At 58.2% G+C, this 13453-nt stretch carries 9 protein-coding genes and 2 pseudogenes; 9 read left to right on the top strand and 2 right to left on the bottom strand.

Annotated features, from left to right (window positions below; genetic code table 11):
* Positions 1-86 precede the first annotated feature (86 nt).
* Genes J6524_RS09990 through J6524_RS37660 form a run of 5 tightly spaced genes read left to right on the top strand, consistent with a single transcriptional unit; the run spans position 87 to position 6859 of the window.
* Positions 87-1439, top strand: a complete 1353-nt coding sequence (locus tag J6524_RS09990; protein WP_225670159.1) for a GTPase-associated system all-helical protein GASH — start codon at positions 87-89, stop codon at positions 1437-1439.
* Positions 1439-2404, top strand: a complete 966-nt coding sequence (locus J6524_RS09985; protein ID WP_312002371.1) for a TRAFAC clade GTPase domain-containing protein — start codon at positions 1439-1441, stop codon at positions 2402-2404. Before J6524_RS09990 ends, J6524_RS09985 begins: the two co-directional genes overlap by 1 nt.
* Positions 2401-3246, top strand: coding sequence for a TRAFAC clade GTPase domain-containing protein (locus J6524_RS09980; RefSeq protein WP_225670158.1), 846 nt, complete (start codon positions 2401-2403; stop codon positions 3244-3246). Before J6524_RS09985 ends, J6524_RS09980 begins: the two co-directional genes overlap by 4 nt.
* Positions 3246-5741, top strand: coding sequence for a GAP1-N1 domain-containing protein (locus J6524_RS37665; RefSeq protein ID WP_312002370.1), 2496 nt, complete (start codon positions 3246-3248; stop codon positions 5739-5741). Before J6524_RS09980 ends, J6524_RS37665 begins: the two co-directional genes overlap by 1 nt.
* A gap of 35 nt (positions 5742-5776) precedes the next feature.
* Positions 5777-6859 carry a caspase family protein gene (locus tag J6524_RS37660; RefSeq protein WP_225670156.1) on the top strand — a complete coding sequence of 361 codons (1083 nt, stop codon included), beginning with the start codon at positions 5777-5779 and terminating at the stop codon, positions 6857-6859.
* A gap of 239 nt (positions 6860-7098) precedes the next feature.
* Here the strand turns inward: J6524_RS37660 and J6524_RS09965 are convergent.
* Positions 7099-7236, bottom strand: a pseudogene (locus J6524_RS09965) (integrase core domain-containing protein); the annotation flags it as partial.
* Positions 7237-7593: 357 nt separating this feature from the next.
* Here J6524_RS09965 and J6524_RS09960 point away from each other — a divergent pair.
* Positions 7594-8316: an IS110 family RNA-guided transposase gene (locus J6524_RS09960; RefSeq protein WP_283843296.1), complete on the top strand. Its 723-nt coding sequence runs from the start codon at positions 7594-7596 to the stop codon at positions 8314-8316.
* Between the two features lie 258 nt (positions 8317-8574).
* Here the strand turns inward: J6524_RS09960 and J6524_RS09955 are convergent.
* A pseudogene (locus tag J6524_RS09955) lies at positions 8575-9492 on the bottom strand (IS3 family transposase); the annotation flags it as partial.
* 393 nt (positions 9493-9885) lie between these two features.
* Between J6524_RS09955 and J6524_RS09950 the strand changes: the two are divergent.
* The 3 genes from J6524_RS09950 to J6524_RS09935 all read left to right on the top strand — a co-directional run bounded on the left by J6524_RS09950 (position 9886) and on the right by J6524_RS09935 (position 13301).
* A protein-coding gene (locus tag J6524_RS09950; RefSeq protein WP_225670155.1) for an IS5 family transposase occupies positions 9886-10649 on the top strand; the annotation gives its coding sequence in 2 pieces (ribosomal slippage) (positions 9886-10221 and positions 10224-10649; 762 coding nt in all).
* Positions 10650-11686: 1037 nt separating this feature from the next.
* Complete coding sequence (locus J6524_RS09940; protein ID WP_225670154.1) at positions 11687-11965, top strand: helix-turn-helix transcriptional regulator; 279 nt, start codon at positions 11687-11689, stop codon at positions 11963-11965.
* The gene (locus tag J6524_RS09935) at positions 11955-13301 is read left to right on the top strand and encodes a type II toxin-antitoxin system HipA family toxin (RefSeq protein ID WP_225670153.1); all 1347 of its coding nucleotides are present in this window, start codon (positions 11955-11957) and stop codon (positions 13299-13301) included. The genes J6524_RS09940 and J6524_RS09935 overlap by 11 nt, the downstream gene beginning before the upstream one ends.
* Positions 13302-13453 lie beyond the last annotated feature (152 nt).

The raw sequence follows: 13453 nt of genomic DNA, 5'->3' as shown, positions 1-13453 counted from the left end.
TGAACTAACAGCACGATTCTTGTTTCTATCTTCCCTTGGTGGGCTCAAACGTATTTCATTAGTAGGGCGGCGTCGGGAGGATTTTGGTGAGTGAAGATGTTCTTCTCCGCTTTTTGGATGGCGGATTAATCGATGTCGGGGGCGATGACGCCAAGCTGGAGAAGTTGAGAGCCACAGCCACCGATCTGGCTACCTCTTTAGGAGCCGAGCCGTCCAAAGCAACCGCGTTTGCATTAGTCGCATTCGATCCGGAAGCTCCCGCGGATGATCCCGTGGTTCACGAAGCGCTCGCCGCTCTCAAAAGGCGTTGGACTACTTATGTAAACACCTTTTCGGGGGTGCCCATCTCGGTGGTAAGGGCAATGTTGCTTGATGCCTTGATGCAGGCCTCAGCCGCAGACGATCGCGTTGGCGTCGCCTTTGTCTCGTCCGCGCGAAATGCGTTGCCATTTATGGAGGCAGGCAACGAACAGGCTATCTGGACTGATGTGGTGACGGAGATCGAAACGAGGATCGATGCGCGATCTGAAAGTGAATGGGCCACGCCGTCGTCGATAACAGTCCCGAGAGTGGCTTTCGAACTGCCTCAGACCACCGCGCCAAAAGCCAAAGCAACGCAGCTGAACCGCGAGAATATCAAAACCAGGATGAGGGCGGCAGTTGGTCCGCATTTCAATAGCCCGCAGCAAGGGAATGTTGCCACGGGCGGAAATCCTCACTGGCCCCAGGCAAACGCGCCTTGGGTTACCGAGTTTGGTGAACGTATGGGCGAGGCCTTAGCGGAAGTAATCGAAGCCTCGGCCAAGCAGTTCGCGGTCGAGCCGCCCAATCTTTCCACGCCTTTCAAAGCATTGCTTAGCGCCGTTACCAACTACGTTGATACGACCCTGCAAGCCGTAACGGGAGCGACGACCGGGCTGCAGCGGCGCACAAATCTGCTTTGGTGGAAGGAAGCTCTGTTTTCTCCCAGTGCACGAGTTAGCTATCGCGATCTTCCCCTGCCCGTTGCGGCAACGCTGATGGCGTTCGATCTGCATCAGCAGGTTCCAAGTTTCTCGCCGGCGAGCGTAGCTGCCTTTTTATCGGAGGCCGTGGGGACGCTACCATCATTGGATCGTCAAAAGACCTACCCTTTGACTGAGATCGTTACTGTGGTTCAAAAGCACCCGGCTTTGTCCATTCTCAGAACAGCCGCCAAGGCTCTTGTAGCTCCTCCTGTTGGTCGCGGCCCAGTAGTGTCACTCATTGCATATCCAGACGCGGTAGGATCAGAAATCGAGCCGGAATTTCGTCGCCTGACTGGTGTGCCTGCCGATGTAAAAATAACGTTGCCTCAATGGGCAACTTGGACTTTTCGCGAGCTGCTGGCTGGCCGAGCAGCAAGAGAAGCGGACGCGCGCCCAAACGTGATCGAGGCTGCCGAGGCGGATGAAGCCTAATGGATATGCGCCGATGCACGCGAGAGACCTGCTTTGTTCCGGATACGGGCTGTGGTCTCGGCCACACTGACTTAACTAAGTGCCCTGCCTGGACCGCAAATGAGGAGGCAAGCTCAGCCCTCTCGGAACTCACTGATGAGGTCCTACTTCCGTGGTCAGGAAGCGCGTTAGGCTTGGCCGACCTCGGATTTTTAGCCGGTCGGGCCCGTCCGATGGTCGTTGGTATTGCTGGATCTCAGAACGCAGGGAAAACTACCCTCCTTGGAGCGTGGTACCTTTTACTTGGTCGGGGTGCCGTCAAACTCCCTAACAAGGTGTTTGCTGGATCGTATTCCCTTGCCGGCTGGGAGGCGGTAGCGGGTTCCTTGCGATGGGATCCAGGGTACCCCGCGAGTTTTCCTCCTCACACGACTAGTCGGAGCGGAAGAGCTCCGGGACTTCTGCATCTGTCGTTCAGAGACGAGCGTCGTAGGCGGCTGACGGATTACCTAATGACGGATGCGCCTGGTGAGTGGTTTCAAAAGTGGTCAATCAATCGCGACTCCCCCGGCGGCTTAGGGGCGCGATGGGTTGCTGAGCGAGCAGACATCCTGCTTATCGTCGCCGATCGCGATGCCTTGTCCGGCGAGGGAATGGGATCGGCCCGCGGAGCTTTTCAGGTTCTCGCAGGCCGAATGGCAGCTGAGCGGAAAGGTCGTCCTGTTGCTCTAGTCTGGACAAAAGCAGATGTGCGCGTCTCTCCTGATGTCGAGAAAGCGGTTCGGCAAGCGGTTTTCGGCCCCATGCCGGATGCGAGGGAGTTCTCTGTAAGCGTATTGTCTAGATCGGGATCCGAACCAGGTGTTGGCGTTGGTCTTATCGAGCTTCTGGATTGGATCCTTAGTCTTCACAGAGGGTCTGTCGACCTTCCGAAGCCGTCAGTTGCCAACTCCGATCCTCTCTTCATTTACGGCGGCGCATCATGACCGCGCTCTCCGGTAACACCATCTTGTTGATAGGAGAGAGCGGCGTCGGAAAAACCCATTTCGGCGCTCAGCTGCTCAAGCGCTTGATGAAGGGTGATGGTTCACTTCGAATGAACGGCGCTGCCACAAATCTGGAGCCTTTCGAAGCAGCGCTTGAGAGCTTAAATGAAGGCAAGGCCGCCGGGCACACTGCGACTTCTACGTATGTCGATAGCATTTGGCCGATAGCGGATGCAGATGGTTATTCCGCCGAATTGATTTGGCCGGATTACGGTGGTGAGCAGATCAAAAACATCGTGACATTCCGTCGTGTTCCTGTGGCCTGGCAGGAACGTGTTCGTGACGCGGCTGTATGGTTCTTACTAGTCCGTCTTCAGCAAGCGAGGGTCGGAGAAGATATATTTTCGCGGCCTTTGGCCGATCTTCGTGGGTCGGCAGTAGAGAACCATGAAGTCGTTGTTTCGGATCAGGCGCGCTTGATTGAGCTGCTCCAAATGTTGATGTACATCGCAGACCCGCTGGCTCAGCGCCCTATCGCGCGTCCTAAGCTTGGCATTTTGCTAACGTGCTGGGACGAGCTGCGTATCGATGGCGCGGTGCCAGAAGTCGCCTTAAAGGAGCGGCTGCCGATGCTATGGGACTTTGTGAGCTCAAATTGGCAGACTCCTAAGGTCATGGGACTTTCGGCGCTTGGTCGCCCGCTAAGCCCCAGCGAGCAGGATGTTGAATATGTTAGTCGCGGACCAGAACATTTTGGCTATGTTGTGGGGTCGGATGGATCAACCTCGCCTGATCTGACATTACCGATCCAATCGTTCTTGAACGAACTTCGCTCGAAGTAGTGCGAGGTCTCCGTGTGATCGTTGAGCAGGCGATATTTGGAGAAGTTAAGGCTGGCCATGGCCTAAGAGTTGCGAGCATCTCTCGGTCGTGGCTTGCTGAACTCGCGCCTAGGTTGGACTTGCCAGACACGCCGCCTCCCGGGGTAGAGTGGTCCCCGTTCGTTTCTGGATTTCCGTATCGCGAATGGTTTGTCTTAGCGAGGACTTTCAAGGATGCGAAAGCTACTCGATCTGGAATGGTACTGTCGCACGCGCTTATCGCCCCGTTGGATGAAGTGGTGGTCGCCTCCAACTTGGGAGACTTTTTTGATCAATTGATTTCTGTTCCAGAAGCCCCATCAAGCTTGGCGACGTTGAACCTCAGCCCAAGTGAAACTGTTCCTTCAACAACGCAGGAGCTCAGAGCAGTAGCGTCGGCGCTATGCGCTCGCCATTCGGGGCCCGTTGTTCGGCTCGGGCACGAGGGCTTCGAATCCCTTGTCGCTGCGCTATGGGGAAGAATTGAGCCCTCGTTGCGTCGTGGATTGTCATTCCGATTAAGTTTTAGTCCTCGGGATATCGTCGATACCCCACCACCGGCTCTGGTTTGTACGCCGCCGAGCCTGAGTACCCGTTGGCAAGGTCACCTTTTGGCAGAGAGTTTTCGAAGCACTACGCCATCGCCGGCTGTCACCATGTTGAGTGGATCTGAGGGCAACCATCCTTTACGGACGTTTGCCAACTCTCTCGGCACCGAGCTCACGAGTTTTGGAGATCTTGCTCTTCTTGAGCAAGCTTATCGCTTCGCTGTTGTGCAGCCAAATGTGATCGACAACACCATCGCTGCGGTACGGCTAATCGGTCGCTTGTCGCCGGATCCGAAGTTTGGTGATAGCGCAAAGCGAGAGTTGATCAAGCGGCTGAATTTGCAACTCGAGACCGCAAGGGGTGCCGATGTTTTAGCGTTGCGCAACCTCGTTATGACCGCCTTCGGTGAACCTACATCCCTGTGGTCGTCGCTAAGTCGTTGGCTCGAGAGGAACTCGTTTCCGGTCCGGCAAGATGATGCTTTCAGGTCCATTGTCTCGGACGGAATGGGAAATGAAGCCGCTCAGGAGTGGCGATCTGCCGTTATCGGCGGGCTGGTTAAAGCTGCCGAAACGCGTAACGGCGCGTTCGAAAAAGCATTTTGGAGATGGGTCGAGGAAGCCCCGGAACTCGCAACGGCCCTTTGGAAGGCAGTCGGCGCGGTCGCCGGGCTTGAGGAGTGTCTAGTTAGGTTCGCACCTGCTAAGCTCCGGCAGAAAGCTGGCCAGGCGATTGCGGAATTCGTGCTGGAAGAAGGTCTTTACCAACTGCATGCCGCGATTGTATCTGCGATTTTTAGTCCAGGCGAGGCTGTTAGGGTTCACCTTAAAGTCGTGCCGGCCAGCTTGACTGACACAATCCCCGTGGTGCTAAGGAACGCTTCGGATCACGATGTACTGGTCTGCGCGACAGAATTGATGGATAGGCGTCTCGTTGAGCTAGCCGCCGAGGCAGTGTCAAGGGCGCCTAATCTCCTTGTCGCATTTGACCTATCGACAGACGTTGTTCGAACGATCTGGTCTTCTGCTCTAGAGCGAAATCTGGAAGCATGGCGAGGCCCCGCTGATCCGCGAGCTGCTTTTGAAGGTATCTTGCTGGATCTGCTCGGTGGCCGGAAAGTTGCGTCAGAGCTACTCGACAGGCTATCGCGTACGCCTCTCGCAGATTTATCCGAGTTCTCTCGGCAGCCGGAGGTCTGGTCGAAAGTCAACTCGTCGACCCGAGATAATTTTCTGCGGGAAACCGCACGCGGTTGGCTGGACAAGATCGCATCCGGTCTGCCGGTCCCCGGGCTGGATGCTCAAATTCAAACTGCAATTCTCCATGACCAGCGCCTCGATCAGCTGCTGAACCAGTCTGACGCTACCGACCGCTTTGACCGCGCGGTACGTATATTGACGAACCTGCCCATGTACCCTGAAAATCGCTTCACGAGTTGGCTGCGTTCTGCGTTGGACGGAGCCCGCGTCGAGGCCAGTGCATCAGCGGCGCTTGGACGTCTGATTGAGCAGCGACGCTGGAGGAGTGCAGCAGATGAGATGATGCGCATGCTCCGTTGGTCTGGAAGGCAGGATTTGCGACCAGCGCTTCGCGAGTGCGCATCAATGGTAGGGATTTTCGATCGTTGGGTGTATGGCTTGTCGCCTATCTCGCAGATGGAAAAATGGGAGGCGCTGGAACACTTGTCCGCCGACCTCTATCCGTCGGGTCCCGACGACGAGGGTGTTTGGGAGAGAGCCGGCGGCTACAATGCAGATTTGCCATGGGGATCGAGCGGTCGCTCCAGGTGGCGCGATGCTCTCGCACAAATCCGTCGAGGCGGAAAAGGGCCTAAAATAGGGAGCCTTTTGCGCGAGATGCAGCGTGATTTTCCTGGCAATTCTTCCCTTCGGCTACTTGCTGAAGAGCGGGATTTCTCGCGTTACTGACACTTATTTCGCCAATTGACGGGAGATGAAGTCTAGTGGAGTTCGAGAATGGACGCGCCCTCGTTATCGGGATCGCCAACTACCGCGATGTCCCAAGCCTTCCTGAAGCGGTGTTGAACGACGCTCGCGATATTTCTGCGGTTCTGCAAACTGAAAGCCTCTGCGGTTTTGCTCCATCAAAGGTAAAATTGCTTTTGGACGATGAGGCAACCTTAACCGGGATCCGAGACGCGCTCGCGGGTCTCGCTTCCGAAGCTAAGGAGAGCGACACGGTTGTAATCTTCTTCTCAGGGCACGGCGCACGCATCGGCTCCGGAGCGTTGGAAACCAGCGCATTGGTGCCCTTTGATTGCGCCAAAAGGAATCTGCAGCAAAGCACCATTCCGGAGCGAGAATTTTCGTCGGCGCTGCAATCCATAAAGGCTAGGCGCCTTCTTGTTCTAATCGACGCCTGCCATGCAGGCGGGGCCGGTCAATTTAAAAGTGATCTAGGCGGCGAGGTGAACTTTGGATTCGGCGAGAAGTCTCTTGATCGTCTCGCTCAGGGGACAGGACGGGTTATCATCGCTTCGTCTCGTGCCAGTGAGACTTCGCTCGTCTTGGGGGGCGCCCGCAATAGCGTATTCACTGATCAGTTGGTCCGCGCGCTCAAAGGGCAGGCGCGCACTGCGGGCGATGGCCTCATTCGCGTCTTCGAGGTTTTTAACTTTGTGTCTGAGCAGGTCAGGCGAGCCGTTCCGGGCCGACAACATCCGATCTTTAAAGCATCGGACTTGGAGGACAACTTCCCGATTTCTCTAGACGGCGGTGGCTCGAAATCGCCCGCCACTTCTCCACTAGCGCAGCAGGAATGGCGGGACTTGGAAAACATCATGGCTGACTTGTATCCGGAAGGTCCGACTGACCAAGCGATATGGACACGCGCCGGCGGTGATGTTTCTCGACTAAGCCTCGCCGGAACGGGGCGGGCAAAGTGGTTTGCCGCACTTCGGACGCTGAAGTTAGGCGGCGGAGGCCGGGGTATGACCCGAGCCTCGTTAATTGAGGCGTCTCTTGAAGATTATCCTCATCATGTCGAGCTGCTTGCACTTAGGAACGAATCTGCCGGTCAGTCCTGAGCCTCGTTTCCAACCTGCGCTGCGGCACGGACCGAGCCTCGCCGCACGCTCGGTGTGCACCCTCCGCTCGATTTTCGCCGCGGCGATCCGGACTAACAAAAGGATGCCCCGCTCGTCTGCAAAATGGCCGCGTGAACAATCTGGGACCCCCCTCGGTTTTTTGGGCTCGAAAAGCGGGCGAAAAAATCGGGGCGAAATTCGGCAGTCCAATCAGTGAGATCTGAAATCGCGTCGTTCTAGTATTTCAGCGAAGAATGCGGACGGTCGCTGTTGTAGTCGGCAACCCACACCGCAATCTTCGTCCTGGCGTCGTCAATATCGAAGAACAGGGTCTCGTTGAGCAGTTCATCGCGCATGCGACCGTTGATGGGGAAGACGGCCCCGCTCCCTCGAGCGCCAGCGGTATACTGGCGATGGACCGAACCGCCAACAGGAGACCTTAAATGGAAGTCGCGACAATCGGATTAGACATTTCGAAACACGTATTCCATGTCCACGCAGTTGACAGCCTGGGCCAGGTGACCAAGCCGCCAACGCCTCCGGCGAAGTGAGATCGTGTCGTTCTTCTCGTTGCTCGCACCTTGCCTGGTCGGGATCGAGGCCTGCGCGACCGCTCATCACTGGGCGCGGGAGATTCGGCAGTTCGGACACGATGTGAGATTGATTCCGCCGGCCTATGTCAAACCCTACGTACGAAGAGGGGCAAAGAATGATGCCGCTGACGCGGCCGCAATCTGCGAAGCGGTCATATGCGGTTCGTTCCGATCAAGAGCATCGAAAACCAAGGATTCTTGATGCTTCATCGCGCAAGAGGCTTGCTGGTCCGCCAGCGAACCATGACAGCCTGCGCCATTCGTGCTCACTTTGCTGAGTTCGGAATTGTTGTCGGGCAAGGCCGGCAACGGGTGGATGGTCTGGTGGACTTGTTGGATGACGACGACATGACGCTCCCGGCGCACGCCCGCATCGCACTAGCCGTACTTGTGAACCAACTGAAGGAATTGGACCGGCAGGTCGAGGCCATCGAGCGCGAGCTAGCTCAGATCCAGCGAGTAAATCCGATGGCGAAGTTGCTGTCCTCGATTCCCGGGATCGGTCCCATCACGGCCACGGCTCTCGCCGCGACCGTGCCGGACGCGACAATGTTCCGGTCCGGGCGGGAGTTCGCGGCCTGGCTTGGCCTGACGCCTAAGCAGAATTCCACCGGCGGGAAGGATCGGCTCGGCCGGATTACGAAACAGGGCGATTCCTATCTCAGGCACTTGCTTGTCATCGGAGCACGTAACGTCGTTCGGTACCCAAAGGCACGCTCCCGGGTGGGAGGCGGCTGGATCGAAGCCCTGCTTGAACGGCGTCGGCCCTTGGTCGTCGCTATCGCCGTCGCTAACAAGTTGGCCAGGATCGTCTGGGCGATGATGATAACCGGGGAATTCTATCGGCCAAAGCTGGCGGCTTGAGCTGCCGCAGATGCTGGCCATACTATGGTGCGAGGGCAGATGACAGCATGATGGAAACCGGCGGAGCTGGGGATCGAGCAAGCCCGAAGAGCTTTAAGCGCAACAAGCGCGACCCGTTGATGAGGCCTCGATCCGCGATCTCCATCAGGGTCAGCGGCCATGCAATCGGCCGCGCTAACAGGCCGTATACATGAACGCACCCGACCGGTATCCGAAGTGCTGCTGAAATCCCTTGCATCCGCGGGGCCGTCTATACATGAAGCTCTCGATGAAGGCATTCTGCATGGGCTTGCCTGGCGCGATGTAGTGCCAGTCGATGCCGGTGTCCTTGCACCAGGCCAGCATGGCGTTGCAGGTGAACTCGGTGCCATTGTCGGAGACAATCGAGCCTGGCTTGCCGCGCCGCTCGACGATCATCGTCAGTTCCCGAGCCACCCGCCGTCCGGAGATCGACGTGTCCGGGATCGCACCCAGGCATTCCTGGTGACATCGTCGACGATGTTGAGGACACGGAGGCGCCGTCCATTGGCGAACTGATCGTAGACGAAGTCGATGGACCAGCGTGCGTTCGGCTTCGCTTCCACCAAGATCGGCGCCCGGCTGCCTGTGGCCTTGCGGCGGGCCCGCCGCTTGCGGACGGTGAGCCCTTCCTCCCGATAAGCCGCTGGATCCGGTTTATGTCCGACGGCTCGCCCTCCCGTCGCAGCAGGACGAACAGCTGGCGATAGCCGAACCGGCGGCGTTGGTTGGCCAGTCCGCGTAGCCGGGCGCGAAGCTCGGTGTCTGGCGGCCGGCAGGAGCGGTAGCGGATCATCTTCCGGTCCGCGCCCACAATCGAACAGGCCCGCCGCTCCGACAGGCCCATCTTGGCCTCCAGATGCGCCACCGCAGCGCGTTTGGCGGCGGGCCCTACCATTTTTTTGAAAGAAGCTCGCGTAGCGCAGCCGCATCAAGCATCTGCTCGGCCAGCAGCTTCTTCAGCTTCGCGTTCTCATCCTCCAGCGCCTTCAGCCGTCTGGCCTCGGAGACATCCATGCCGCCGAACTTGGCCTTCCAGTTGTAAATCGTCGCTTCCGATACCCCGTGCTTGCGAGCCAGGTCGGCGGTCTTCGCCCCGGCCTCATGCTCCTTCAACACAGCAATAATCTGCTCTTCCGTGAACCTTGCTCGCTTCATCCGTCCATCCTTCTTCGGGCGGACTCTAACTCCTTCTGGAGGAAATACTCGGTGGCAGGTCACCGACGCCAATCAGAGATAGCGGCGACATTGCACAAAATGCGATGCGGAGACTCTGATTCAAGAGAAATCAATTTTGTCAAATTGACTAAATGTGGAGAACGTCTAACAAGTCCGAAGTCAGTGATGAACTCGCGCGTTCGCGACCGCTGGCGAAGCCGTGAAGGCCCTGACGTTCCGGCCAGGCGCTGCCGGCGCATCAAGATCGACGCCGAAATGCTCTGCAGTTTTTTTGAGGACGGAGCCAATCTGCTCTAGCTCTAGGTGGTGTGGACTCTACGGATTCCCTTTTAGGAGCAAATCAGATTCAAGGCTGCTTTTGGGGAGGCAGTCTTGGGTGTGATGGATCGATTGGTCTTGAGCGACGCGGCGTGGGAGCGGATGGCGCCGCTGATCATAGGCCGGCCTGACCAGAAGGGCTCCACCGGCCGCGACAACCGGATGTTCGTGGAAGGTGTGCTGTGGATCGTGCGCACGGGCGCTCCCTGGCGTGATCTTCCGGAAGTCTTTGGGGATTGGAACAGCGTGTTCCGGCGCTTCAGTCGATGGAGCATCAAGGGTGTTTGGTGGCGGATCTTCGAGGCGATGTCCGATGATCCGGACTTCGAATATCTGATCGTCGATTCCACCATCGTCCGAGCCCACCAGCACGCTGCTGGGGCCAAAAAAGGGGGTCTGAAGATCAGGCGCTCGGCCGCTCGCGCGGCGGCCTGAGCACCAAGATCCATCTGGCCGTCCGTGGCTTGGGATGTCCTGTGCGCTTCACGCTCACGGCAGGACAGAAGGGCGATGCACCGCAAGCGGCTGCTTTGCTCGAAGGCTTACCTGCCGAGGTCGTCATGGCCGATGCAGCCTATGACGCCGATCACTTGCGTCAGGCCATCGCCGCCAAAGGCGCGCTCGCCGTCATCCCCAACAACCCGTCACGCGCGCTCAAATATCCGCTCGACAAGCATCTCTATGCCCAGCGCCATCTCGTGGAATGCTGCTTCTCCAAGCTCAAGCAATTCCGCCGCGTTGCAACCCGCTACGAAAAGACCGCCCGCAACTACCGTGCCGTCGTCACCCTCGCGGCCATCACCTTATGGATGCGATAAGTGTCCACACCACCTAGCGCTAGCTCTAGTTTGGAGCGGGGCGGGGCCTTCGACGATGCTGCCTTTTGTGCGGAATAAGTTATCCTCCGGCAACGCGCGCGCCATTGTATCCAGTTTGCTGGTCCGTGGGTAGAGGATGCCTTCCGATTGCGCCAACGCTAAGATGATGTGCTCAAGCGCTTGCTCGACATGGTAGACGGCATTAGGTGAAAGGACCTCCAGATCGGACTTTCCCGCATCCAACCTGTGTTTGGCGATCAGCCGCTTAGTCGACAAGTCGCACGCTCTCTCGCGAGAGACTGTATCCCAACGTGTTGGGCACCCCCCAGATTTCCTTCAGATCGTGCAGCTTTGTCGCGAGCAGGGTTACAGGAAAGCGACCGTTCCACGCGATCCGCCACGTCGCAATCGGATCTGTCAATTCGTCCGGAGCGTGGTCCGGTAGAACGGCCAGCAGATCCCAGTCGCTGTCAGGATCGCAATCCCTCTCGCGCGGCTTCCGAACAGCCAGATTTCAAGGATGAAGTGCCTCGCGAACCGCGCGGACGAACGACGCGAGTTCGGGCGGAATGCGCTTCACCGGACGGTTCGAGCGGTTCGTTCATGTTAGACAGTCGACTGTTGTTCTAGCCGGCAGATGGAGCAAGCCGATTACAGGCAAGTAGGTCTCGATGCCATCGAGTCAACGCAGGGTGCGAAGAAGTGCCGACTCTGATCGCCACCCGCAGGACGCCACCTCCAGATGCTTGAGCCCGAAACCGCGAGTGGAGAAGCGTCCCGTAACCTGTCGGCCTAGCTGGGGGCGCGGTCGGCTCCGTGGGCACTTCAAATTTGGACCTCTTGGCATCTTAAGGCACCCTTAAGGCAGTTTAGGGCAGGTTATGGTTCCAATGGCTTGACTTTTGACTGAAGCGGGCCTATCTTTTTGGAGCCATGAGACGCCTTTAACCTGGATAAGGGAGCCTTAAGACGCCATGCCGCCCCGCAGCGCACTCACAAATGCTCCGCCGATTGCTGTCCAAGAAGCTCTGCAAAACTTGGGTAACAAGCTCAGGACGGCGCGGCTTCGGCGCAACCTCAGCCTTTCAGAGCTCGCCGCAAAACTCGGTGTGGATCGCCATGTGCTCTCCGACGCAGAAAAGGGCAAGCTCGGTACCAGCGCGGGCATCTACGTCGCAGCTCTGTGGGCCATGAATTTGCTTCAGACGCTAGATGGTGTGGCCGACCCGAAGACCGACGAAGAGGGACTGGCCCTCAGCGGCCTCGAAGAGCGCGAGCGCGCGCGAACCGGAGGAGGGCCCAGCAATGCCTTCTGAGGAGTGCTTCGTCTACATCACGCTGCCAGGACAAACCGAACCGGTCACCGCCGGGAGGTACCAACTCGATACGGGCCGCCAAGGGACGGCGGTAGGCCAATTTGTCTATGGCAAGAGCTACCTCTCGCGAAACGACCGGGTCGAATTCGACCCGGTCGAACTCAAGCTTCAAGTGCCGGTGTTCCGGACGACCAAGCTGCGGGGCAACTTCGGAGCGCTTCGCGACAGTTCTCCCGACGCCTGGGGGCGGAAACTGATCGAGAAGCGGCTGGGCAACGTCGCACCGACAGAGATTCAGTATCTGCTCAATTCGCCCGACGACCGCGCCGGCGCGCTCGGCTTCGGTCTCAATGTCGAACCGCCGGCACCTGTGCGCAAATTCAATCGCACTATCGATCTAGCCAAGCTCATCGACCTCGCCGACCAGATCGTCGCGGCGGAGAGGGATCCGGATGCTCCAAAGCCCGCGGGTGCCGACGCCGAACAGGCCGAAGCGCTTCTGAATGCCGGAACGTCCATGGGCGGCGCGCGTCCGAAGGCGACCGTCGAAGATGAGGATGCGCTTTGGGTAGCCAAATTTTCGCATCCCGACGACCGGTGGAATAATCCTCGCGTCGAGCATGCGATGCTGACACTCGCGCGCTCGTGCGGGATTTCGTGCGCGGAAAGTCGATTGACCACCGTCGGTACTCGCGACGTGCTCCTGGTGAAGCGGTTCGACCGTCACAAAACGGAGAAAGGATATTTGCGTAGCCGAATGGTGAGCGCCTTGACGCTTATCGATGCGGACGACTCGCCCGATACTGCGGACAAACGCCGCAAATGGTCCTATCTGCTGCTCGCCGACGAAGTCCGGCGGGCCGCTACGGCAAGTCAGACCAGGGATCTTCCGGAACTCTTCCGTCGCGTATGTTTCAATGCGCTGATTTCGAACACCGACGACCATCCTCGGAATCACGCGATCGTCGCAAAGGATACGGCTTGGTCGCTGTCGCCTGCCTACGATCTGACGCCGAATCCGATGATCGCGCTTGAGCGCCGTGATCTCGCGATGGCTTTCGGGGATTGGGGCCGGTACGCCAACCGCACCAATCTGCTTTCCCAAAGCGAGCGATTTCTCGTCTCGCAGGAGGAGGCTACTCGCATCATCGACGGCATGATCGAAACCGTTGGCGCCTCCTGGTACGCGGTCGCCCGCCAGGCTGGTGTCAGCGAAAGGGACTGCGAGCTCATCCGCAGCGCTTTCGTGTACGAAGGCTTCAGCTACGACCTGAATGATCCGACGATCGCGACCGACGACCCGGAAGAGCTTCCCACAGCGGGAAATCGGATGTGACCGCCGGGGCCCGGGTGCGAAACCATCACCCGCGTGGCACATGTCGGATCTGGGCCGGATCAAGAAAATGCCGACATCATCGCGTCAATCGTAGGCCTCCACCCTGATCGCGAACTGCAGCGTTTGAGCCGGACCGAAACCTTGGTCGGTTC

This window comes from Bradyrhizobium hereditatis (genome assembly GCF_020329435.1).
Classification (GTDB): Bacteria; Pseudomonadota; Alphaproteobacteria; order Rhizobiales; family Xanthobacteraceae; genus Bradyrhizobium; species Bradyrhizobium hereditatis.
This window is presented reverse-complemented; position numbering and strand designations above follow the sequence as displayed.

Excerpts from the sequence above, each read along its gene's own strand:
- J6524_RS09985 (WP_312002371.1), top strand. The coding sequence starts at position 1,439 with ATGGATATGCGCCGATGCACGCGAGAGACCTGCTTTGTTCCGGATACG.
- J6524_RS09980 (WP_225670158.1), top strand. The coding sequence starts at position 2,401 with ATGACCGCGCTCTCCGGTAACACCATCTTGTTGATAGGAGAGAGCGGC.
- J6524_RS09935 (WP_225670153.1), top strand. The coding sequence starts at position 11,955 with ATGCCTTCTGAGGAGTGCTTCGTCTACATCACGCTGCCAGGACAAACC.